Consider the following 22,547-nt stretch of genomic DNA (forward strand, 5'->3'; position numbering starts at 1 on the left):
CTGCTCTGCAGTGGAGGTCATCGACTACGGCTGCGCGTTCAGCGCGGTCGTGAGGTGCTTCGAGAAGCCCTCGGCGGCCTGCTCCGGCGACTTCCGCCCGGTGGCGATGTCCGCGAACATCGACTGGAACGACGCGTCGCCCTCGATCGTCGCCCAGCCCGGCGTCGCCGGGGTCGGACGGCTCGTGCCCGCCGCCGCGAAGTACGGCTTGTGCAGGGTGTCGACGTCGTCGGCCACGGCGTCGAGCAGCTCGGTCGAGTTCGGCTCCCAGCCGTCCACACCGAACACCTGGTCCTGCTGGAACTCCTTCGAGGTCAGGATCTTCAGGTAGTACAGCGCGAGTTCCTGGTTGGCGGCCTTCGCCGGGATCCCGAGGTCGGACCCGCCGAGGAACACCGGCTGCGTCTTCCCGTCCGTCTGCGAGGGCATCGGGAACGTGCCGATCTGGTCGGCGAGCGCCGGCTTCGCGGTGGTGATCGAGCCGATCTCCCACGCCGATCCGAGGAACGCCGAGGTGTTGCCCTGGGCGAAGACGTCGCTCTGCGAGGGCTTGTCGGTGTTGATGTCCTGCGTCGACGTCGCGGAGTAGTCGTTCTGGAACGTCTTCCACGCCGTCAGGCCCTTGACCGCGTCGGAGGAGTCGAGCTCTCCGGTCCACTTGCCGTCCTTGTCGGAGGCGATCTCGCCGCCGGCGTCCCAGACCCACTGCAGCCCGCCGTACCAGTACTGGCCGGGCATGTAGAAGGCGGAGAAGTCGCTCGCCGTGTTGGCCGCCTTGACCTTGTCCAGGTCGGCGGTGAGCTCGTCGTAGGTGGTCGGCACGTCGGTGACGCCCGCGTCCTTCCAGATCTTCTTGTTGTAGACGACGGCGCGGTTGCCGGCGAACAGCGGAGCGCCGTAGAGCTTGTCGTCCACCGTCGCCGGCCCCTCGAGCCCGGTGAGCCAGGTCTGGCCGTCCTTGAGCTCGTCGCGGTACGGCGTCAGGTCCATGAGACCGCCGGCCGCCGCGTAGACCGGCACCTGCGTGTTGCCGAGGTCGACGACGTCGGGGGCGTCGTCCTGGGCGAGGGCCGTGGTGAGCTTCGTGGTGATCCCGTCCCACTGCTGGGTCTGGATCTTCACCTTCGCCCCGGTGTCCTTGGTGAACTGCTCCTGGGCGGCGTCGAGGACCTTGTCGCTCAGGTCGCCGTTCATCATCCAGACGGTGATGGTCTTGCCCTTGCCATCGGGTGTGCCGATGGCCTTCGTGCCGCCGTCGGAAGCTCCGTTGCTTCCGGCGGAGCACCCGGTGAGGGCGAGCGCGGCCGCCAGGCCGAGCGCACCGAGTGCGGCGAAACGCGTGCGTGTCACGTTGACTCCCTTGGTCCGACCTTTATGAAAGGACGTTGCGTATTCGCAATAGAAGACCTTCCAGGAGCCCTTGTCAACCGTTGGATCGGTCCCTGTGAGCGGGTTCGATCCGCGTGTTTCCGGGGGATCACGGATGTCGAACAGATCGTCGCCAACGCTTGACGCGACTGGTCATGACCAGGCATGATCTGCGCCGCGCGTCGGCGGGGTGGACGGGGCGACCGGGAGGCCCGGTGCCGGTCTCGCAGACCGGCACCGGGCCTCCCGGATCACCACCACTTCCGTCAGACGGCCGCCAGGGCGGACGTCGGTGGGATGCGCGCTGCGCGCGCCGCCGGGTACCACCCGGACACGCCGCCGATGACGACGGTCGCGCCGAGCCCGCCGCCGACGGCCCACAGCGGGATCGCCACCGGCCACCCCTGCGCCAGGGCGAAGGCGACCGTGACCCCGACGCCGATCACCACACCGGCGACGCCGCCCAGGAACGACAGCAGCAGCGACTCGACCAGGAACTGGTCACGGATGTTCCGCCGTCGTGCGCCGAGGGCACGACGCACCCCCACCTCGGCACGACGTTCCAGCACCGTGATCACCATCGTGTTCGCGACCCCGATGCCGCCGACGAGCAGGGCGACACCGCCGATGCCGACCAACAAGCCGGTGAACGAGTCGTCGGTGGCGTCCTTCGCGGCGAGCGCGTCGGACGGCCGCGTCACCCCGACGTCCTGCGGCGCTCCGGGCCGGATCGCGCCGGCGAGGACGTCTCGGGCCTGCTCGACGCGGGACGGGTCGACCCGGGTGTAGACCGCGGTCGGCGCACCGTCGAACCCGAGCTGCCCGGCGAGGGTCCGGGGGACGAACACGCTGTTGTCGAGGTCCTCGGCGAGCGCGAGCGGTCGCAGGACCCCGACGACCTGTACCCACTGCCCGCCGATCCAGACCCGGCTGTCCGACCGGACCTCGTCGATGCCGAGGGCATCGGCGGCCTCGGCCCCGAGCACGACCTGCGGGGCCGCTCTCCGGGTGTCGTCGATCCACCGGCCGGCGGCGAGCTCGCCGCCGAGCACCTCCGGGACGTCACCCCAGGCCGCCAGCACGGAGATGCCCTTCGTCTCCGGGGCCGGGACGAACCCGTTGCGGTAGACCGCGGTCTCCGGGACGGTGCCGATCGCGGCCGCGGACTCGACGTCGTCCTGACGCTGCACCGACTCGAGGGCGGTGTCCGGCAGCGGCGGCGTCTCACCGAATCCCTGCGCCTGGGTGACGGTGAGCACGTTCGTGCCGAGGGCGTCGAGGACCTGGTCGACCTTCGCCTTGCTCGACGACGAGATGCCGACGACCGCGATCATCGCCGCGATGCCGATGGCGATGCCGAGGGCCGACAGGACGACGCGGCCGGGCCGGGTCCGCAGGCCGAACACCCCGAGCCGGAGCAGGTCCGCCGGGCTGACGGTTCCTCGGGCGCTCACCGGTCGCCCCGGATCGCGGCGGCGAGTGCTTCGGCGCCGCCCGCGGCGTCGTCCTGCGAGACGAGACCGTCGCGCATCCGCACCTGCCGGGGCAGCGAGGCCGCGAGTTCGAGGTCGTGGGTGATGACGAGCACAGTGGTCCCGCCGTCGTTGAGCTCGCGCAGCAGCCCGAGGACCGCCGTGCCCGAGGCGGTGTCGAGTGCCCCGGTCGGCTCGTCCGCCAACAGGATGGTGGGTTCGCCGACGATGGCCCGGGCGATCGCCACCCGCTGCTTCTCGCCGCCGGACAGCTGGTGGGGGCGGTGGTCGACCCGGTGCCCGAGCCCGACCCGGCCCAGTGCGTCGACCGCACGTCGGTGCCGGTCGCGGCGCGGGATGCCCGCGTAGAGCAGACCGTCGGCGACGTTCTCGGCGGCGGTCGCCCCGGCTTGCAGGTGGAAGTGCTGGAACACGAAGCCGATGTGGTCGGTCCGCAGTCGCGACAGGGCGTCGTCGGACATCGTGGCGACGTCCTTGCCGGCGATCGTCACGGTACCGGACGTCGGCCGATCGAGCGTCCCGATGATGTTGAGCATCGTCGACTTGCCCGACCCCGAGGGGCCGACCACGGCGACGAGCTCACCGGCCGCGACCTCGAGCGAGACGCCGCGGAGCGCGCCGACGTCCCCGTACGTCTTCACGACGTCCTCGAGCGACAGGACGACTTGACGGTCCGCCATGGTCGTGGGGGTCATCCGGGCACCACCACGCGGTCACCGGCCGCGACGTCGCCGCTGATCGCCACGCGGCCGCCGGCGGTGAACCCCGGTTCGACGGGTACGCGCTCGGTCCGGCCGCCCTGCTGCACGACGTCGACCGCGTACGAGCCACCGGAGCCCGCGACGAGCGCCGACACCGGGACTGACAGCACGCCCCGTTCGGTGGCGCCCTTCGCGTCGATCTGGGCGGAGGCAGCCGCGGGCAGCTTCCGGTCGCCGGGATCGAAGGACACCGACACCAGGACCTTGGTGCCGCCGTCCTCGCCGGTCTCGGGCTGGATGTCCGCGACCTCTCCGCGCATCGCGGCGCCGGTCCCGTTCACCCGGACGTCGACCCGGGTGCCGACCGCCAGTCGCTCGGCGTCGCGCTGCGAGACGGTCGCCGAGACGACCCGCTTCGTGCTCGTGACCTGCAGCACGTCTCCACCGGCGCCGCCGCCGGCAGCGTCCGCGCCGGCGGCGCCGGTCGACTGGCCGAGCTTGCCGTCCACCACGGCGACGCGCACCGCGCCGTCGACGAACGCGATGTCGTCGGCGGTGAGGACCCCGGTGACTTCGTGACCGCGGTCCTCCTGCCACCGGCGCACCGCCGCCTGGGTCCGCGGCCCGAACTCGTCGTCCACGGACACGTCGTAGCCCAGGGCCGCGAGGTTCTCGTTGAGCTGCCGCACGTCGGTGCCGTGCGTGCCACGGGACAGGTCGCGCCAGAGCGGAACCGTGCCGTACATCGAGCGCACACCGCGCTCGTCCACCGCGTACAGGTACTCGTCACGTTGGATGATGTCGCCGGGGCGGGGCAGCCACGTGATGGTCCCGGCGGCCGCGGCGGGCACGCCGGTCGGGGCGCCGTAGCCGAGCGTGCCGGCGAAGACCTTCGAGTCGGTCAGGTCGCCCTTCGTGACGGCTGCCGTCGAACCGGCGCGGGTCGGACGATCCGAGGACGACGCGGACGCTGCGCTGCCACCCCGCAGATCGAGGAGCGCCCAGGTCCCGGTACCGGACGCGAGCACCGCGATGAGACAGACACCGACGACCACCGTGCGGCGTCGGCTCGAGTGCCTCACTGGTCGACCGCCGTCCCGGCGGTGCCGAACGCCTCGTCGGTGCACGCACGCGCCACCTCGTCGAAGGCCGCACTGTCGTCAGCCCGGTACGCGCGCTGGCCGTCTTCGTCGTCTGGGTAGTCCGAGAAGCCACCGTCGCGGATGCACTCGGCCACTTCGCGGAGCGTCTCCTCGCTGCCCGGCATCGGCTTCGCCGCCTTGACGTCCCCGGCGCCCTCGTCGTCCCCGAGGCACTCCGCGAGATCGCTCTGGTACTGCTCCGGGTCGACACCGTCCGGCACGCTGAGGCGCATCGTCGATCCGCCGCCCGACGGGTCCGGCATGTCGTGGCCCTTCCCGCGCATGCACTCGGCGAGCGAGGACCCCTTGGCCGCCGACCCCGGTGCCGTGTCGGCTTCGTCGTCCGGGCTGGCCGTGCAGGCGGCGAGCAGGCTGGGCAGCAGGAAGGCGGCTGCGGCGAGGGCGAGCAGGGAACGGGTGCGGCGAGTGGTCGTTGCGTTCATGGTCCCAGGACACCGGATCAGCTGTTTCGTACCGCGTCCCTGGTCGGTTGCACCGACGAAACACCGACGCGCACCACGAGTCCGCCGAACGGTCGAGCTGCGATCGACAGCGTCCACCCGTGCGCGTGCACGATGGACGCCACGATCGACAGCCCGAGTCCGCTGTGCCGGCCTCCTGCGGGACCGGACGGGCAGCGGCGGAACGGTTCCGCCAGGCGCCACGCCTCGCCCGCGGGCACCACCGGTCCCGAGTTCTCGACGACGAGTCCGTCCGCCGAGGTGGTCACCCGGACGAACCCACCCGGTTCGTTGTACTCGACGGCGTTGCCGACCAGGTTCTCGAGGAGCTGCCGCAGCAGCGTCGGCTCAGCGTCGACGATGAGGCCGGGAGGCCCGGTGTGGGCCTCGTGCGTCAGCGCGACCCCGGCGTCGGCCGCGATCCGGGCCGTCCCCGCGAGCACCTCGGCGGTCACGTCGTCGACGTGGACCGCCTGCTTCGTGCCGTCGAGCCCGCGGTCGGCCTCGGCGAGCACGAGCAGCGACTCGACCAGGTGCTCGGTCCGCCGGTTCTGCTCGAGCAACTCGTCGCGGACGACCCGGACGTCCTCGGTGTCGAGGCCGTCGTGCAACCCGATCTGCAGGGCGGCGCGTTGCACCGCGAGCGGGGTGCGGAGTTCGTGCGACGCCTGCGCCACGAACCGCCGCTGGCTCTCGAACGCCGTCTCGAGCCGGTCGAGCAGGTCGTCGACGGTGCTCGACAGCCGCCGGAGCTCGTCGTCGGGACCGACGAGGGCGATCCGCTCGTGCAGGTTCGATGCGGTGATCCGGACCGCGGTGGCGGTGATCCGGTCGATCGGGCGGAGCATCCGACGGCTGACCAGCCAGCCGATGCCGCCCGCGAGTGCCCCTGCCCCGGCGACGCCGATCGCCGACCACTGCCACTGCTGCACGGCGACGAGCTGCACGACCGCGACGGTGGCCCGCTCCCCGCCGCCGAACGGCGGGGCGGAGTCGTCCCCGGTCGGTACGGGCTCGGCGGTCGGGAGCGTCCGCGCCGGGCGGGTCTGCACGAACGACGCGGTGTCGAGTCCGGCGCCGACCCCGGCCAAGGCCATCAGGTTGGTGAACACCACGACCCCGGCGGTGAGCGCCATCGCGGCGAGTGCGAACGCCAGCGCGGTACGGGTGCGGATGCTCCACGAGCGTGGCCGCCACCGTGCGCCGCCCGGACTCACAGGGCGTACCCCTGGCCGGGCACCGTCCGGATCGGGTCCGGGTCGCCGAGCTTGCGGCGGAGTTTCGACATGGTCACCCGGACGGCGGCGGTGAACGGGTCGATGTTCATGTCCCAGACCTTCTCGAGGAGTTCCTCGGCGGGGACGATCCGGCCGTCGGCACGCAGCAGGGTCTCGAGCACGCCGAGCTCCTTCGCGGTGAGGTCGAGCGGGCGGCCGTCACGCGTCGCCATCCGCCGGTTCGTGTCGACGAGTACTCCGGCGCGTTCGAGCACCGGCGCGACGGGGGCGACGCTCCGGCGGCCGAGCGCACGGACCCGCGCGACGAGCTCCGGGTACTCGAACGGCTTCGCCAGGTAGTCGTCGGCGCCGAGTTCGAGGCCGTTCACCCGGTCGGTCAGTGTCGTCGCCGCAGTGAGCATGAGGATGCGGGTGAGGCTCCCCCGCGCCGCGAGCCGCCGGGCCACCTCGTCGCCGTGCATGCCGGGGAGGTCCCGGTCGAGCACGACGACGTCGTAGTCGTTCACCGCCAGGAGCTCGTCCGCGTGGTCACCCCGGTGGGCGACGTCGACCGCCATGCCCTGCCGGGTCAATCCCGTCGCGACGAGGTCGGCGAGGGCTGTCTCATCATCCACCACGAGTACGCGCATCCGGACATCACATGCGATATTCCTGTGGATCGGCTGGGTCGACACGGACGATGCCGGCTTCTTCGTCGACGTGTACCACGAAACCGGTGCTGCGAGGGGCCGGAGCGAACGTGAGCGGGACGGTGTCGATCGTCAGGGGATCCGTGTGCCCAGCCTGGGGTGGCGACTGTTTCGCCGCCGTAACGGTCAGCGCGACGCGTCGAACGGGACCTCGCCGTGGTCGCTCACGCCGGCGCGCTGGCGGTAGGCCAGGTGCCCGCCGAGGTACCCGCCAACTCCCACGACACCGAGCGCAGCGAACCCGAGCACCTTGCCGGCGCCGTGGTTCCCGTTCTTCCGCTGCCACCACGACAGCCCGTACAGCGAGATGCCAACCCAGTTGACGGCCTGGTGCACCCACCCGGTGCGCAGCTGTTCGCGGTTCAGCTCGGACCAGTCGACGTAGCCGGCGACGCTCGCGCTGCCGGAGGACACGAGCCCCACGCCGACCAGCGTCTTCGCGGCCTTCGCGTTGCCCTTCCCGCCGAACACGTCGAGCACCGCGGCGGAGATCCACGCGCCGAGCGGCACCTGCACCATGAGCGGGTGGATCGGGTGGCCGAACGGCACGCCGTGCAGCAGCTGCCGCAGCGCCTTCGGCTTCGCGAGCACGCTCACCACCGCCCGGTCGACATCGACGGCCTTGTCGAGCACGCTCGCGTGCTCGACGGACTCGGTGAGGCGACGGAACGCGCGGATCTCAGGCATGCCCTGGACGGTAACGGCGGAGGCCCGACACCGGTCCCAGGAACCGGTGACGGGCCTCCCGTCGGTCACCCCGCGCGCTCGCCTACTCCTCGACGACCTCCGCCAACTGGAAGGGCTCGACGGTCAGGCCGTCGCCGTCCTCGGCGACGTCCACCCGCACGGTGTCGCCGTCGCGGACGTCACCGGACAGGATCGCCCGTGCCAGCTTGTCGTCGATCTGCCGCTGCATGAGGCGACGGAGCGGCCGCGCACCGTAGAGCGGGTCGTACCCGCGCTCCGCCAGCCACCCACGTGCCTCGGGCGTGACCGCGAGTTCGAGTCGGCGGTCGGTCAGGCGTCGGGCGAGCCGGTCGACGTAGAGCGACACGATCTGGCCGAGGTCGTCGGCCGTCAGGGCCTGGAACACCACGATGTCGTCGAGACGGTTGATGAACTCCGGTCGGAACGCCTGCTGCACGAGCTCGCGCACGGCGTCCTCGCGCTGGTCGTCCGTCAGCGTCAGGTCGGTCATGAACTGCGAACCGAGGTTCGACGTGAGCACGAGGATCGTGTTCCGGAAGTCGACCGTGCGACCCTGCCCATCGGTCAGCCGGCCGTCGTCGAGCACCTGGAGCAGCACGTCGAAGACCTCCGGGTGCGCCTTCTCGATCTCGTCGAGCAGGATCACCGAGTACGGGCGACGCCGGACGGCCTCGGTGAGCTGCCCGCCGGACTCGTAGCCGACGTACCCGGGCGGAGCGCCGATCAGCCGCGAGACCGAGTGCTTCTCGCCGTACTCGCTCATGTCGATGCGGACGAGGGCCTTCTCGTCGTCGAACAGGAACTCCGCGAGTGCCTTGGCCAGCTCGGTCTTGCCGACGCCGGTCGGCCCGAGGAACAGGAACGATCCGGTCGGACGGTCCGGGTCGGAGATGCCGGCGCGGGTGCGGCGGACGGCCTCGGACACGGTGTTGACGGCGGTGCGCTGCCCGATGATCCGGCGGCCGAGCTCGTTCTCCAGGTGCAGGAGCTTCTCGGTCTCGCCCTGCAGCAGCCGGCCGAGCGGGATGCCCGTCCACTGCGCGATCACGGCGGCGATGTCCTCGTCGGTGACGCTGTCGTTCACCATGCGGTCGGCGGACTCGGCCTGCTCGGCGGCTGCGAGCTCCGCTTCGATCCGGGGCTTCTCGGCGTACTCCAGGCGCGACACCGTGGCGTAGTCGGCCTCGCGCTGGGCGCGCTGGCTGCGCATGTTGAGGTCGTCGAGCTGCTGCTTCAGCTCACCGATCCGGTTCAGGCTCGCACGCTCGGCCTGCCAGCGCTGCTCGAGCTCGCCCAGCCGTTCCTCGCGCGTGTGCAGTTCGTTCCGCAGGTTCTCGAGCCGCGCCTTGGAGGCGTCGTCCTTCTCCTGCTTGAGCGCGAACTCCTCGACGCGCAGCCGGTCGACGTTCCGCTTGAGTTCGTCGATCTCGACCGGGCTCGAGTCGATCTCCATGCGGAGCCGGCTGGCGGCCTCGTCGATCAGGTCGATCGCCTTGTCGGGCAGCTGCCGACCGGAGATGTACCGGTTCGACAGGCTGGCCGCAGCGACGAGCGCGGAGTCGTTGATCGTCACCTTGTGGTGCGCCTCGTAGCGCTCCTTGAGGCCGCGGAGGATCGCCACGGCGTCCTCGACGCTGGGCTCCCCCACGTAGACCTGCTGGAAGCGGCGCTCGAGGGCGGCGTCCTTCTCGATGTACTCGCGGTACTCGTCGAGCGTCGTCGCCCCGATGAGCCGCAGTTCGCCGCGCGCGAGCATCGGCTTGAGCATGTTCGAGGCCGCGACGGACCCCTCGCCGCCACCGGCACCCATGAGCGTGTGCAGCTCGTCGATGAACGTGATGACCTGGCCGTCGGAGTCGTTGATCTCCTTGAGCACGGCCTTGAGGCGCTCCTCGAACTCGCCGCGGTACTTCGCGCCGGCGATGAGCGAGGAGATGTCGAGCGACACGAGCCGCTTGTCCTTGAGCGAGTCGGCGACGTCGCCGGCGACGATGCGCTGCGCGAGGCCCTCGACGACGGCGGTCTTGCCGACGCCGGGTTCGCCGATGAGCACGGGGTTGTTCTTGGTGCGGCGGGTGAGCACCTGGCTGACGCGTCGGATCTCGGAGTCGCGTCCGATCACCGGGTCGAGCTTGCCGCTGCGAGCGATCGCCGTCAGGTCGACGCCGTACTGCTCGAGGGCGGTCTTCTGTCGCTCTTGCGAGTCAGGAGCACCCTGGAGGTTCGCCATGCGTTCCGTCCTTTCGTTGCGGTGGTGTTGTACTTGAGTCTACTGCACTCAACTTACGTCGGCGCGGGGACATTCCGGATCCCGACGGCACTGACGACCGCGCCGGCGAGGAGCAGTACCGCCATCACGACGACGGCCCGGTGCAGGCCTGCGACGCTCATCTCACCACCGAGCACCACACCCGCGAGCGCCACCATCACCAGACCGGCGATCCGCGCGATGGCGTTGTTCACGGCCGACCCGACCCCGGCCTCGGACTGCGGCACCGACCCGAGCACGGCACTCGTCAGCGGCGTCACCATGAGCGCGATCCCGAACCCGATGAGCACGAGGCCCGGGAACACGGCGATCCAGTACCCGCCCGGCCGTGCTCCGACCAGCAGTATCAGGAGCGCACCGACCGCTGCCACCGCCGGCCCGGCAGCCATGAACCAACGCGGACCGAACCGTCCCGCCAGGCCGCCCACCGCCGAGGACACCAGCAGCAGGACCACCGTCGGCGGCAGCGTCGCCAGGCCGGCGAGCCAGGCCGGGAACCCCCAGACCTCCTGCAGGAACAGGGTGACCACGAAGAAGACCATGCTCAGGGCGCCGTAGATCGACAGGGTGGCGAGGTTGCCCACCGCGAAGTTGCGGGCACGGAACAGCGCGAGCGGCACCAGCGGCGAACCGGTCGTCCGGGTCACGTGAAGTTCCCACGGCACGAAGGCCACGAGCGCCAGCGCGCCGAGCACCAGCGCCGCGACCACGACGGGCGCGCCCCACCCGAGCCGCTCCTGCTCGATGAGTCCGAGCACGGCCCCACCGACCCCGACGACCGCGAGCACGGCGCCCACCACGTCGATGCGTGGTCGGACGGCGGGGTGCACGTCACCGGTGATCCGCAGCACCAGCGGGATCGTCACCGCGATCGGGACGGCGGTCAGCACGAAGATCCACCGCCAGCCGATGCTGTCGACCACCAAGCCACCGACCACGGGGCCGAGGATCGTCGCGGCGCTCGACCACGCGGTCCACGTGCCGATCGCCTTCGACTGGGCGGCCCCACTGAACGCCGCCACGATGAGGGCGAGCGCACTCGGTGTCACCAGGGCCCCGCCGACGCCCTGGAACGCCCGCGAGATGATCAGGAACTCCCCCGTCGGGGCGATGGCGCACGCGACCGAGGCGATCCCGAACACCACGAGCCCCCACGTGATGATCCGGACCCGGCCGAACACGTCCGACAGCGATCCGGCGACGAGGATGAGCGAGCCGAGCGTCACCAGGTACGCGTCGACGGTCCACTGCTGCACGACCAGCCCACCGCCGAGCTCCTGCCGGATCGCGGGGAGTGCCACGTTCACCACGCTCGAGTCCAGCCCGACGACGAACGACGACAGGATCGCCACCACGAGCACCGTGCGCCGGTCGTCGCGGAGCGGCGCGGTCGCGCGGGGTGCGGCAGTGGTCATGTGCTCATCCTGCTCCGGTTGCGCCGACCGGGCAGCACGGGCAGCCCAGGCACGAAGAAGCCCCCGCGACCAACGAAGGTCGCGGGGGCTGCCGACAGGACGGGGCTGGGTGTCCTGAGCTGGGTGACTAGCGCCGGGAGTCGGTGTTCGGCTGCGCGCTCGGGCCGGGGTTCAGGACCGGACCGGCAGCGGGCTCGGCGGGAGCGGTCGGCACGGTGGTGTTCGTCGCCGCGGTGTTCTGCACCGTGGTGTCACCGGCCTGCGCCTTCTTCTCGTCGTCGCTCATCTCCTTCTTGAAGATGTTGATCGACTGCCCGAGGCCCTTGGCGAGCGCCGGGAGCTTCGTCGCACCGAACAGCAGGATGACGATCCCGAGGATGATCAGCAGGTGTACGCCGCCGAGGTTACCGAGCATCATGACTCCTTGATCTGGAACTGGTCGCCGTCCGGAGGTCTTCTTCGACCCACGCGGCGGAAGTCCGTGTGCTCCCCATCGTAACTCCCCCGCTCCCCGATGCCCAGGCCGGGCGCCGGAACGGACACCGTTCGCACAGGGAAGGGCCTGCGCCGATCCGTCGCGGAGTGTGTCAGTACGCGCCGCGCGACCGGAGCACCGACGGCACCGTCCGGGCGAGGACCACCAGGTCGTGCAGGAACGACCAGTTCTCGACGTAGTGCAGGTCGAGGCGGACCCCTTCGGCCCAGTCCAGGTCGGACCGACCGCTGACCTGCCACAGCCCGGTGATCCCCGGGGTGACCAGGAGCCGGCGGTCGGCGAAGTCCTCGTACAGGGCGACCTCGCGCGGCAGAGCGGGCCGAGGGCCGACCAAGCTCATCGAGCCGGTGAGCACGTTCCACAGCTGCGGCAACTCGTCGAGCGAGGTCTTCCGCAGGAACGCCCCGACCCGGGTGATCCGGGGGTCGTCCTTCATCTTGAACAGGGGGCCGGCGCCTTCGTTCGCATCGTGCAGGGCAGCCATCCGGGCCTCGGCGTCGATGCACATCGTGCGGAACTTGAGGATCGGGAACTCCTTGCCGCCACGGCCCACTCTGGTCTGCCGGAAGAACACCGGGCCTCCGTCGTCGAGCCGGACCGCCAGCGCGATCACGGCCAGGACCGGTGCCAGCAGCACCAGCCCGAAGCCCGCGCCGACGACGTCGAGCAGCCGCTTGCCAGCCCGGCGTCGGTAGTCGGGCGTCTCGACGTGCATCAGCGGCAGGCCGTCGACCGGGCGTTCGTGCACGCGCCCTGCGGCGATGTCCGAGAGCGGCGAGGACACGACGAGTTCGACGCCGTGCTCCTCGAGTTGCCACCCGAGGCGGCGCAGTCGCTCGTGCCCGCCGCGGACGGCCCCGGCGACGACGACCGCCGAGACACCCTCGGAACGAGCCAGCGCGAGGACGTCGTCGATCCCGCTGACCACCGGAGCGGACGCCGGCCCGAGGTCGATCGTCGTCCCCACGGGCTCGCAGTCGGTCACGACCGCGCGGACCCGGTACCCGGCGCTGGGCGTCGCCGCGATCCGCCGCCCGACGTACCGGACGTCCTCGGTGTCGCCGACGATCAGGACGTCCTGCAGGCGCAACCCCCGCGCCCGACTGCGGGCAAGGGCGGTGCGGACCCCCCAACGACCGACGGCGAGCAGGAGCAGACCGAGCGGGAAGGCGATCGCGACGTACCCGCGCGCGAGGTCGAGCTGTGCCGCGTACGCCACGACCGCGACCACCGCGACGGAGACCAGGCTCGCGGTGACGAGGCGTCGGTACTCGTCGCCCCCGATGCCGGCGATGCGCGGGTCGCGGGTGCGGAACGTGGACAGCAGGACCATCCAGATCAGGATGATCGCCGGAGCCGTCGCGAACTCCACCCAACCGGCCCGGGGCCGGACGACCGACAACTCCCAGGGGAACCGGACCACGTGTGCCGTCGCGAAGGCCACGATCAACAGGCTGGCGTCCAGCAGGGCGACCGCAGGGGCGAAGCCGCGGCGAGCACCGGCCGGCGCCGTCACCGTCACCGTGATCGGGGGGACAGCGCGTGCTGCCGTGGGTGGACGCATCGCGAGCGACATCGTGGGACCTCCTGTCGACGGGCCGACGGGAGGTCGACCGGACGCCGGGGTCGTCCGGGTCAGGACAGCGAGCGGCGCACCGCCGAATATATCACTGTGTCGTTCTGCATATCAACGGCCGAGCACGCGGTCCAGGCTCCACAGGACGGGTTCCGCACGGAGTGCCGGGATGTCCGCCTCGGTCACGCCGGTGATCCGGAAGGTCACCCGTTCCCCGGGCAAGAGGGTCATGAACCCGCGGTCCACCGCACCGGTCGCGCTCACCCGGTCGGGCTGGACGAGCAGGTCCCGCACGAGCGACTCGGCCTCGACGGTCAGGTCGAGCCCTCCGTCGGCGGGCGTGAACGACGTTCGGTAGCGTGCCGGCTCCCACCGCGTGTCGACGTCGGGGCCCGGTGTCCAGACCGCTCGTCGCCAGTCCATGTCCGCCACGATGAGCTCGTTCGTCGGGTCGTCGACCACGCCCACGGACTCGGGCAGCGCGACGACCGCCACGCCGGCGGACGACAGGCGCACCGGCAGGGACACCTCGGCCAGGATCGTGCCGGCCGTGGTCACCCGGCGCACCCGCACGACACTGTCCTGCCCGCCCCGAACCGACCGGACGGCGACCTCGACGGGCGAGGAGCCGAACGCGCCGGGCGAGACGCCGAGGGACAGGGTGTCCGCCACGTCTCCCGGATCAGCCGTCTCGCCGACGGCGGCCGATCCACCCGGGTGATCCGGGCCTCCCGTCCGATCCGCACCGGACGCGACCGGCGAGGCGGGCGCGACCGTCCCGGAGACCGGAGAGGCGGGCGACGACGCCGGAGACGCAGCCGGTCCGGACACGGCGGACGGCGCGACCGCCACCCGCGACACCGGACGGATCGTCAGCAGGACGTCGTCGTACAGCCGGCGCAGCTCGTGCGCGAGCGGCTTCAGCCGCCCAGCCGAGTCGATCGCCGACCACGACGACACCGGCCACAGGTCGTTGAGCTGCCACATGACCACGCCGGCGTTCCGCGGCCAGTGCGTGCGCCAGTGCTCGATGCCCGTCGCGATGGCCCGCGCCTGTTGCAGCTGCGTCAGGTAGTGCCACGCATCGAACGAGAAGGGCCCCGTGCCGAACCGCGGCGCCAAGCCGCGGGCCAGCTTGCCCATCCCGTCGGCCGCCTTCTGGTGGTGGACCACCCCGGGTGCGTCCTGCGACAGCACCTCGTCGGCGACGCCGTCCCGCAGCGTCCGCCAGGCCGGGGGCGCCTGCCAGCCGAACTCGGACACGAAGCGCGGCACGGACCCGCGGTAGGCGGTGTCGGGCAGGCGGTTCCAGACGTCCCACGAGTGGTGCGTCTCGTGGTCGACGTCGTTCGCGGGCAGCGACTCGGAGCCCGACCACGGCGACGCCACCGTGTAGAAGCGCGACGGGTCGACCGCGTCGACGATCGTCGGCAGCAGGTCGAGGTAGTAGTCCAGGCCCCAGCCGCGATCGCCGAGGGACTCCGCCCAGCCGTCCACGTCGTGCAGCCAGATGTTCTCGTTGTTCCCGTTCCACAGCACCAGCGAGGGGTGTCGGGCGAGCCGGGCGACGTTGTCGCGGGCCTCGGCGATGACCTCGCTGCGGATCGGTTCGACCTCGGGGTAGGCGGAGCACGCGAACGGGAAGTCCTGCCAGACGAGCAGGCCGAGCTCGTCGCAGACCTCGTAGAAGTCACGCGACTCGTACACGCCACCGCCCCACACGCGCACGAGGTTCGTGCCGAGCGACGCCGCCGCGCCCAGACGGGACTGCAGGCGAGCGCGGTCGACCCGCGAGACGATCACGTCGTCGGGGATCCAGTTCACACCCCGCACGTCGATCAGTGTCCCGTTCACGTGGATGCCGAAGGGACGACCCATGTCGTCGACCTGTGTGTCGATCCGGGTCGACCGGAAGCCGGTGCGGAACGTGTCGCGGTCGAGCACCTCGCCGTCCACCGTCTGCAGCTCGACGACCACGTCGTACTGTGCCTGCGCGCCGTAGCCGCGGGGCCACCAACGCAGGGCCTCGGGCACGCGGACCGTGACGACGGTCTCGTCGTCCTTCGGCGTCAGCTGCGCCCGCGACCGCTGCCGCGTCGGCGTGCCGTCCTCCTTGAGACCGCTGACGGTCACGACGAGCACCAGGTCGTCGTCCTCGCCGTCCTGGTCCAGGTCGTTCAGGCCCGAGCGCTCGACCGTGATGTGCGCGTCGAGCACGCCCTCGCCGGCCTCGACGTCGACGAGCGGTCGGACCTCGCGCAGCCGCGCGGTGGACCACCGCTCGATGGCGACCGGTCGCCAGGGCCCGCTCGTGACGGCGGTGAGGCCCCAGTCCCAGCCGAAGTTCGAGGCCATCTTGCGGATGTACGGGAACGGCTCGTCGTACGGGCCCGGCATGCTGCCGGCCTTCGCGGCGACCCGGCCGGCCTCGCGGTACGGCGACTCGAACAGGATCTCGAGGTCCTTCGTCGTCGCCCCGGACCCCGACTGCACGCGCGCGTCGAAGCGGTAGCGCCGGTGCATGTTCCGCGTCGTGCCCACGACGACACCGTCAAGGCTGAGCTCGGAGACGGTGTCCAGGCCGTCGCACACGAGGTCCACGCGTTCGTGGCCGCGGGGGTCGACGTCGACCGAGGTGCGGTACGACCAGTCGGCGCGGCCGACCCACTTGGCGGCCTGCTCGTTCTGGTCGAAGGTCGGGTCCGGCAGCAGGCCCTCCCGTTCCAGGTCGGTGTGCACCTGGCCCGGCACCGTCGCCGGCATGGTGCGGCCCGCAACGCCGTCCGGCGCACCGGTTCCTCCGGCCATCGTCACGGTCCAGCCGTCGCGGAGTTCCTCGCGTTCGAGGGTCATGCGGGTCCTTCTCTTCGGCGGACGGGGTGTCCGTCGCCTCGGTCGGGACGCCGGCCGGTGGCCCGCCCCGTGGCCGGTTGATCGACCTGGAGGCGCGGCACCGGTTGTCCGGGCGTCGTCACGTCGCGCGCGCGATCGGGTGGCGCTCGCGCGTGGGGGTGCTCGGCGATGCTAGTACGGGATGCTTTCGGCAACCTATGTGGTGACAGCGCGGGGCCGCGCGTGCAGGGTGGGAACGTGATCACCGTTGCACTCGCCAGGACCCTCCGCGACGCCGGCCTGCGCTGGCACCCCGAAACGGGCGACCGGTTCGTCATCGACAAGCCCGAGGTGGACGAGGACGTCTACACGGTCTCCGAGATGACCGTCGAACGGCACGACTCCCCCACCGGCACGATCCTGGGGTTCAACGGGACCACCGAGTGGGCGCTCGACTCCGTGACCGCGTCGGAGTCGCTCTGGCTGCCGCGCGAGGACCAGCTGCGCGAGCTGCTCGGGCCGTCGTTCATCGGGCTGACGCGGGTGCAGGTGGGCGGTCGGATCGTCTACACGGTCACCGCGACGATCGGCGGCACCGACCGGAGCTTCGCCTCCGAGACCCCCGCGATCGCCTACGGCCAGGCGCTGCAGGCGTACATCGACGCCGCGCTGTCCTGACCGGCGGGCCCGCTCGTCCCGAGCGGCACGCCCGGGGCCGCCGATCCTGGACGTTGCCGGAATGCGCGCTGAGGGGCGTTTGGTTGCATGACACCATGACCGTTCCGAACATCACCCTGAACGACGGCAAGACCATCCCGCAGCTCGGCTTCGGCGTCTTCCAGATCGACCCCTCGTCGACCAAGGAAGCGACGCTCACGGCGCTCGAGGTGGGCTACCGCCACATCGACACCGCCGAGATGTACGGCAACGAAAAGGAGGTCGGCGAGGCCATCGCCGAGTCCGGCATCCCTCGTGACGAGATCTTCGTCACCTCGAAGCTCAACAACGGCTTCCACGCCCCCGAAGCAGCGCTGGAGAACGGCAAGAAGTCGGCCGACCTGCTCGGCGGCTACACCGACCTGTTCCTCATCCACTGGCCGCTCGCCACCGTCGTCGACTTCGTCCCGACGTGGCAGTCGATGGAGGAGCTCTACCGCGGCGGCACCGCCCGCTCCATCGGTGTGAGCAACTTCCAGGCGCACCACCTCAACCGCCTCGCCGCCGAGACGACGATCAAGCCGGCGGTGAACCAGATCGAGGTGCACCCGTACCTGACGCAGGACGAGCTCCGCGCGTACGGCCGCGAGCACGGCATCGCGACCGAGGCCTGGTCCCCGATCGCCCAGGGCCTCGTGCTCGACGACGAGACCATCACGCGCATCGCCAGCGCCGTCGGCAAGTCCCCGGCCCAGGTCGTCCTCCGCTGGCACATCCAGCGCGGTGACATCGTCTTCCCGAAGTCGGTGACGAAGGCCCGCGTGCAGGAGAACTTCGACATCTTCGACTTCGAGCTCTCCGACGGCGACATGACCGACATCTCGTCGCTCGACAAGGGGCACCGGACGGGGCCGGACCCGGACACGTTCGACTACGTCCCGGCGTAGGTCCGAGAGTCGTCACCACCTGACGGCCAGGAGGCGCGGTGCCGGACGGCACCGCGCCTCCTGGCCGTTCCGGCCACCTCGGGGACTGTCAGCCGCGTCGCGACGCGGTCACCGTGAACTTCGGGGTCCGGACCACCTGTCGGGTGGGCCCGACCAGCCGTTCGAGGACCGGCCGGTAGCGCAGGTGCGAGTTCCAGACGCACCACAGTTCACCGCCGGACTGGAGGATCGTGGCCGCGTTCCGGAACATCGCCCCGGCCGCGTCGGTGGTCACGGTGGTGTCCGCGTGGAACGGTGGGTTGCACAGGACGAGCTGCGCGGAACCATCGCCGAGCTCGTCGCCCGCGTCGGTCCGGACGACCTGGACCCGGTCGGCCACACCGTTGGCCGCTGCAGTCGCCCGCGTCGAGGCGACTGCGATCGCGGAGACGTCGGTCGCGACCACCTTGAGCAATGGACGACGCCGAGCGATGGCACTGGCGATGACGCCGTTGCCGCACCCGAGATCGACCGCCACCCGCGCACTGGGGACGGCGGCGTCCATCGCGTCGAGCAGCACTCGCGTGCCCTGGTCGAGTGAATTCCCGGCGAACACCCCGCCGTGTGCAACGAGGGTCATGCCGAGGTCGTCGACGTGCACCGAGCGCGGCCAGGGGTTCGTCGCATCCGCTCGTGTGGCCGAGGCGCGGAGCGGGTCCTGCGCGATCAGCAACCGGGACTTGCCGCGACCCCGAGACGCAGTGACATCGCCGAAGTACCGGCGGAGGACGTCGTTCTGCGACAGGTGCATGTGCTTCGTCACGCCGCCGCACAGCAGGACGACGTCGGGGGCGGCCCAGCGGGCGACCGCCCGCGCGACCTCGTCGAGCCGGTCGTTCGACTTCGAGAGTCGCAGGAGCACGAGCCGCACGTCGCGGAACGCCTGCTCGAGCGTCTCGGGGTGGTGGAAGCCGCGCCGGCCGAAGGTCCCGGCGTTGGCCTCGAGCGCGCGGACGCCGATGAGGGAGTCCTGCACGACCCGGACGTCGGATGCCCCGTGGACGGTGATCGCGCCGAGCGTCAGCACCCCGAACCGGTCGTCGACGACCGCGACCTCCCCCGGTTGCCGGAGCGCGTCGCCGTGCGCGTGCGGGGCCTCGTCGAGGATGAAACGGTCCGTGCCGTCGATCGCGATCAGGTCGGCCGCGGCGTCGTCGCGGCGGCGGAAGAAGTCGGCGAAGTCCGGTGGCACCGCGCCAGCGTATCCGTGGCCCTTCAACTCGAGCCACATCGCATGCGGCATGTTCACATGTCGCGCATACGGAATATCAATATTGTGGTGTTCCCCCACAGAAGGAGCCCCCATGGCACCGTCTCCGTTCCGGAGCACTGCAGTCGTCTGCAGCATCGTCACCGCGTCCCTCGGCTTCGGCCTCCTGACGCCTGCCGTGGCCACTGCGGCCGCGCCCACTCCCTCGACGGCATCGTCGGTCGCGCAGGACCAGCCGGTCGACGCGATCCCCGTCGACCCCGCACTCGACGCCCCGCGCGTGATGAGCATCACCGACACCACGACCGGTGCACGAGCCGTCCTCGGCTCCGCCGGAGGCGACCAGGTCACCCTGCTCGCCGGAGAGACGGTCATCGGCAACTGGCCGGCCGGTCCCGGGTTGTTCCAGATCTTCGCGATCGACACGTACCGCGACGACGCTCTCGACCTCGTCCGCGTGCACACCGCGGCGGACGGCACGAAGACGCGGACGGAGCGGACGGCCCTCCCGCGCACGCTGCAGGTCGACGGACTCCGCGAGCAGAACGTCTTCACCCCCGGCACCCAGCGGTTCGCCGGGACCGCCAGCGCCGGCGCGACGATCGTCGCTGCCGACGAGGACGGGACGGAGCTGTTCCGCGTAGAAGCGTCGTCCGCGCGCACCGCCGCTGGCTCCTGGTCCGCCGAGGCCGACCTCGACGGCTCGTCCGACCACAAGGTCACCTTCACGCAGACGCTCCCGGACGGCCGCACGAGCGTCATCGAGGGCGTCGTCTTCTCGCCGGCAGCGACCGACGCCCCGGCCGCGCCGGTGGCCGAGCCGGCGGAACGCCGCCTCGACGGCGACTTCACCGTGCAGGGGTCGGTCGACGAGCGGACCGCCCGCGTCGAGATCCGCGACACAGCAGGCACGTCGATCGGCGAGACCCGCATCGCGGAGGGCTGGATCACCGGAACTGTCCCACAGGACCACCTCGGCGAGCGTGTGGACCTCGTCGCCATCGCCGAAGACGGTACCGAATCCGCCCCCGCCCCCGTCGAGCTCGAGCCGCTCCCGGTCGACGCTGCGGTCACCGAGCCGGAGGTCCGCGCGACGAACGTCCTGCCGGACGGCACGATCCAGGTCATCGGGGAGCGCCAGGACGTCGCGGGCACGCAGGTACTCGACGGCGATCGCGTCGTGGCCTCGATCCAGCGGGACAACAACGGCTGGTCCTTCACCATCGGCAAGCAGTTCACCGGCAAGCAGCTCGACCTCGTCCACCTCGGGTTCGACGGGCAGCGCTACTCGGCCACGTCCGAGCGCGTGGCACTGCCTCGCCTGCTGCAGGTCGACGGCATCGCCGAGGAGAACACGTACACGCCCGGCGAGCGCACGTTCACGGGGTCCGCAGAAGCCGGTGCGGCCGTCGTCGCAACGGACCAGGACGGCGAGGAGCTCTTCCGCACCGAGGCGAAGCAGACTCGCTCCGGCGTCGCCGAGTGGGAAGCGAAGGCTGACCTGTCGAGCAAGGACGGCTACGAGGTCACCTTCACGCAGACCACAGCGGACGGCCGCACCTCGGTGATGGAGGCCATCTCGTTCACCCCCCAGGATGACGCCGGCGTCGCTGCGCCGTCGGCGGAGGGATACTTCCCCGTCGACATCGCGCAGTGGGCCGGGATCGCCGGTGTCGCGGAGGTGGGTGCAGAGGTCGTCGTCAAGGCGACGGACGGCACGGAGATCGGCTCCACCACCGTGACCGACCCGAGCGGTACCTACAACGTCGGCGTCGACCCGACGAAGGTCGGGACCGGCGTCCAGGAGTTCGTCGTGACGCAGACCGTTGACGGCACGACCTCCGACGGCACGTCGGCGGAACTCGACTACGGGCAGAACGCTCCGACGTTCACCGACCCCGCCGAGGGCTCGACGATCGGCGGGACCGACCTCCGCTTCGACGGCGCCGGGACGACGGGTGGGACGGTCTCGCTCAGCGGGACCGACTTCACGCAGACGCAGCTGATCGGTACGGCGTCGGTTGCCGACGGCCGCTGGCAGATCGAGAACGACGAGCTGGACCTGCCGACCGGCGACTACCAGTTCTGGGCGTCGCAGCGCACGAGGGGCGGCAAGGTGGCGTTCGCCGGGCTGAACGTCCACGTGCAGTCCGCCTCGCTGTCCGCTGAGGGCTACTTCCCCGAGGACGTCGCGCAGTGGGCGGGCATCGCGGGCATCAGCACGCCGGGCGTCGACGTCGTGGCACGGGACGCTGCGGGCACCGAGATCGGACGGACCCGCGTCGAGGACGAGCGCGGCTACTACAACCTCGGCATCGACCCCACGAAGGTCGGCTTCGGCGAACAGCGGATCGCCGTGACCGAGGAGCGTGACGGCGTCGAGTCGGACCCCGTCGAGGTCGTGCTCGACTACGGCACGAACGCCCCGACGTTCACCGGTCCGGCTGACGGGAGCCGCGCGTCGTCCGACGACCTCGTCTTCACCGGGACGGGCGACCTGGGCGGACACATCGTCCTCATGGGAGTCGGCGCGGACGAAGTCCCGACGATCGGCTCCGCAGCGGTGCGCGACGGCGGCTGGACGATCACGAACGAGCTGGAACTGCCGGATGGCGACTACCAGTTCTGGGCGCACCAGCGGACCAAGGGCGGCAAGATCGCGAACACGGGCCTGAACGTCCAGATCGAATCGAACCGCTGACGCTGACGCTGACGCTGACGCTGACACCGTCACTGACGAACGGATGAGCCCCCGGGACCTCGGTCCCGGGGGCTCATGGCGTGTGCGGTTCGGTCAGCGCGGCCCGCGGTACAACACGATCTGCGTGTTCCGCTGCGGCCGCGAGCCCGCCTTCAACGAAATGGCGGCACCGGATGCCGTGGCCGCGAACACGCGGGCGCCCGGGCGGTTGATGAGCTGGTCGGCCAGCGCGGTCTCGAGTTCGCTCACCCGCTGGCGCAGTTCCTGGTTCTCGTTCTCGAGGTCGAGCACGCGCCGGATGCCCTCGAGCGAGACGCCCTCGGAGCCGAGCCGCGCGACCTCACGCAGCTGCGCGACGTCGCGCATCGAGTACCGACGGGACCCACCCCGGGTGCGGCCCGGCACGACCAGGCCGAGCCGGTCGTACTGCCGCAGGGTCTGCGGGTGCATCTCGGCGAGCTCCGCCGCCATCGCGATCGCGAAGACGGGCGAGTTCTCGTCCATGTCGGTCATGGCGTGTTCCTTCCGTCGTTCGCGTGGTCCTGGAACCAGTCTGGAGGAACGGTGCGGCTTCCTGACGGAGCCGCACCGTTCCTCCAGGGCGG

18 protein-coding genes are annotated in these 22,547 nt (G+C 71.1%); 3 read left to right on the plus strand and 15 right to left on the minus strand.

What is annotated here, in order from left to right:
• Nucleotides 1–24: 24 nt before the first annotated feature.
• The 13 genes from OGL88_RS16470 to OGL88_RS16530 form a co-directional block, all read right to left on the minus strand.
• On the minus strand, nucleotides 25–1,350 hold the full coding sequence (locus tag OGL88_RS16470) for a sugar ABC transporter substrate-binding protein (RefSeq protein ID WP_263092179.1): 1,326 nt from the start codon (nucleotides 1,348–1,350) through the stop codon (nucleotides 25–27).
• A 284-nt stretch (nucleotides 1,351–1,634) separates the two neighbouring features.
• The gene (locus OGL88_RS16475) at nucleotides 1,635–2,822 is read right to left on the minus strand and encodes an ABC transporter permease (protein ID WP_263055010.1); all 1,188 of its coding nucleotides are present in this window, start codon (nucleotides 2,820–2,822) and stop codon (nucleotides 1,635–1,637) included.
• A complete protein-coding gene (locus tag OGL88_RS16480; RefSeq protein WP_263055009.1) occupies nucleotides 2,819–3,556 on the minus strand; it encodes an ABC transporter ATP-binding protein in 738 nt (245 codons plus the stop codon). Before OGL88_RS16480 ends, OGL88_RS16475 begins: the two co-directional genes overlap by 4 nt.
• On the minus strand, nucleotides 3,553–4,644 hold the full coding sequence (locus tag OGL88_RS16485) for a peptidoglycan-binding protein (RefSeq protein WP_263092180.1): 1,092 nt from the start codon (nucleotides 4,642–4,644) through the stop codon (nucleotides 3,553–3,555). Before OGL88_RS16485 ends, OGL88_RS16480 begins: the two co-directional genes overlap by 4 nt.
• Nucleotides 4,641–5,147 (minus strand): hypothetical protein, encoded by a 507-nt coding sequence (locus OGL88_RS16490; protein ID WP_263055007.1) that lies wholly within the window; start codon nucleotides 5,145–5,147, stop codon nucleotides 4,641–4,643. Before OGL88_RS16490 ends, OGL88_RS16485 begins: the two co-directional genes overlap by 4 nt.
• Before the next feature lie 17 nt (nucleotides 5,148–5,164).
• The gene (locus tag OGL88_RS16495) at nucleotides 5,165–6,382 is read right to left on the minus strand and encodes a sensor histidine kinase (protein WP_263055006.1); all 1,218 of its coding nucleotides are present in this window, start codon (nucleotides 6,380–6,382) and stop codon (nucleotides 5,165–5,167) included.
• Entirely contained in the window at nucleotides 6,379–7,032 is a 654-nt protein-coding gene (locus OGL88_RS16500; protein WP_263055005.1) for a response regulator transcription factor, read from the minus strand. The genes OGL88_RS16495 and OGL88_RS16500 overlap by 4 nt, the downstream gene beginning before the upstream one ends.
• A gap of 186 nt (nucleotides 7,033–7,218) precedes the next feature.
• Nucleotides 7,219–7,779, minus strand: coding sequence for a DUF2231 domain-containing protein (locus OGL88_RS16505; protein ID WP_263055004.1), 561 nt, complete (start codon nucleotides 7,777–7,779; stop codon nucleotides 7,219–7,221).
• A gap of 82 nt (nucleotides 7,780–7,861) precedes the next feature.
• The gene (locus tag OGL88_RS16510; RefSeq protein ID WP_205463799.1) at nucleotides 7,862–10,030 is read right to left on the minus strand and encodes an ATP-dependent Clp protease ATP-binding subunit; all 2,169 of its coding nucleotides are present in this window, start codon (nucleotides 10,028–10,030) and stop codon (nucleotides 7,862–7,864) included.
• Between the two features lie 53 nt (nucleotides 10,031–10,083).
• Nucleotides 10,084–11,484, minus strand: a complete 1,401-nt coding sequence (locus OGL88_RS16515; protein ID WP_263055003.1) for an MFS transporter — start codon at nucleotides 11,482–11,484, stop codon at nucleotides 10,084–10,086.
• A 127-nt stretch (nucleotides 11,485–11,611) separates the two neighbouring features.
• Nucleotides 11,612–11,902, minus strand: a complete 291-nt coding sequence (gene tatA, locus OGL88_RS16520; RefSeq protein ID WP_263055002.1) for a twin-arginine translocase TatA/TatE family subunit — start codon at nucleotides 11,900–11,902, stop codon at nucleotides 11,612–11,614.
• A 169-nt stretch (nucleotides 11,903–12,071) separates the two neighbouring features.
• Complete coding sequence (locus OGL88_RS16525; protein WP_263092182.1) at nucleotides 12,072–13,544, minus strand: sugar transferase; 1,473 nt, start codon at nucleotides 13,542–13,544, stop codon at nucleotides 12,072–12,074.
• Between the two features lie 123 nt (nucleotides 13,545–13,667).
• Complete coding sequence (locus tag OGL88_RS16530) at nucleotides 13,668–16,409, minus strand: glycoside hydrolase family 2 protein (protein ID WP_263055000.1); 2,742 nt, start codon at nucleotides 16,407–16,409, stop codon at nucleotides 13,668–13,670.
• Between the two features lie 237 nt (nucleotides 16,410–16,646).
• Between OGL88_RS16530 and OGL88_RS16535 the strand changes: the two genes are divergently transcribed.
• Nucleotides 16,647–17,066 carry a hypothetical protein gene (locus tag OGL88_RS16535; RefSeq protein ID WP_263054999.1) on the plus strand — a complete coding sequence of 140 codons (420 nt, stop codon included), beginning with the start codon at nucleotides 16,647–16,649 and terminating at the stop codon, nucleotides 17,064–17,066.
• Nucleotides 17,067–17,161: 95 nt separating this feature from the next.
• Complete coding sequence (locus OGL88_RS16540; protein WP_263054998.1) at nucleotides 17,162–17,992, plus strand: aldo/keto reductase; 831 nt, start codon at nucleotides 17,162–17,164, stop codon at nucleotides 17,990–17,992.
• 88 nt (nucleotides 17,993–18,080) lie between these two features.
• Here the strand turns inward: OGL88_RS16540 and OGL88_RS16545 are convergent, their stop codons facing one another.
• Entirely contained in the window at nucleotides 18,081–19,223 is a 1,143-nt protein-coding gene (locus tag OGL88_RS16545; protein WP_263092183.1) for a class I SAM-dependent methyltransferase, read from the minus strand.
• Nucleotides 19,224–19,335: 112 nt separating this feature from the next.
• Here OGL88_RS16545 and OGL88_RS16550 point away from each other — a divergent pair, with 112 nt between their 5' ends.
• The gene (locus OGL88_RS16550; protein WP_263054996.1) at nucleotides 19,336–21,942 is read left to right on the plus strand and encodes a hypothetical protein; all 2,607 of its coding nucleotides are present in this window, start codon (nucleotides 19,336–19,338) and stop codon (nucleotides 21,940–21,942) included.
• A gap of 93 nt (nucleotides 21,943–22,035) precedes the next feature.
• Here OGL88_RS16550 and OGL88_RS16555 read toward each other — a convergent pair whose 3' ends face one another.
• The gene (locus OGL88_RS16555) at nucleotides 22,036–22,446 is read right to left on the minus strand and encodes a heat shock protein transcriptional repressor HspR (RefSeq protein WP_263092185.1); all 411 of its coding nucleotides are present in this window, start codon (nucleotides 22,444–22,446) and stop codon (nucleotides 22,036–22,038) included.
• Nucleotides 22,447–22,547 lie beyond the last annotated feature (101 nt).

It is taken from the genome of Curtobacterium sp. RIT-PI-V (assembly GCF_025642935.1).
Taxonomy (GTDB): Bacteria; Actinomycetota; Actinomycetes; order Actinomycetales; family Microbacteriaceae; genus Curtobacterium.

What these genes read in the sequence shown, in the direction of transcription:
- OGL88_RS16550 (WP_263054996.1), top strand. Translation starts at nt 19,336, where the DNA reads ATGGCACCGTCTCCGTTCCGGAGCACTGCAGTCGTCTGCAGCATCGTC.
- OGL88_RS16500 (WP_263055005.1), bottom strand. Translation starts at nt 7,032, where the DNA reads ATGCGCGTACTCGTGGTGGATGATGAGACAGCCCTCGCCGACCTCGTC.
- OGL88_RS16480 (WP_263055009.1), bottom strand. Translation starts at nt 3,556, where the DNA reads ATGACCCCCACGACCATGGCGGACCGTCAAGTCGTCCTGTCGCTCGAG.
- tatA (WP_263055002.1), bottom strand. Translation starts at nt 11,902, where the DNA reads ATGATGCTCGGTAACCTCGGCGGCGTACACCTGCTGATCATCCTCGGG.
- OGL88_RS16515 (WP_263055003.1), bottom strand. Translation starts at nt 11,484, where the DNA reads ATGACCACTGCCGCACCCCGCGCGACCGCGCCGCTCCGCGACGACCGG.
- OGL88_RS16505 (WP_263055004.1), bottom strand. Translation starts at nt 7,779, where the DNA reads ATGCCTGAGATCCGCGCGTTCCGTCGCCTCACCGAGTCCGTCGAGCAC.
- OGL88_RS16530 (WP_263055000.1), bottom strand. Translation starts at nt 16,409, where the DNA reads ATGACCCTCGAACGCGAGGAACTCCGCGACGGCTGGACCGTGACGATG.
- OGL88_RS16555 (WP_263092185.1), bottom strand. Translation starts at nt 22,446, where the DNA reads ATGGACGAGAACTCGCCCGTCTTCGCGATCGCGATGGCGGCGGAGCTC.
- OGL88_RS16510 (WP_205463799.1), bottom strand. Translation starts at nt 10,030, where the DNA reads ATGGCGAACCTCCAGGGTGCTCCTGACTCGCAAGAGCGACAGAAGACC.
- OGL88_RS16540 (WP_263054998.1), top strand. Translation starts at nt 17,162, where the DNA reads ATGACCGTTCCGAACATCACCCTGAACGACGGCAAGACCATCCCGCAG.
- OGL88_RS16490 (WP_263055007.1), bottom strand. Translation starts at nt 5,147, where the DNA reads ATGAACGCAACGACCACTCGCCGCACCCGTTCCCTGCTCGCCCTCGCC.
- OGL88_RS16525 (WP_263092182.1), bottom strand. Translation starts at nt 13,544, where the DNA reads ATGCGTCCACCCACGGCAGCACGCGCTGTCCCCCCGATCACGGTGACG.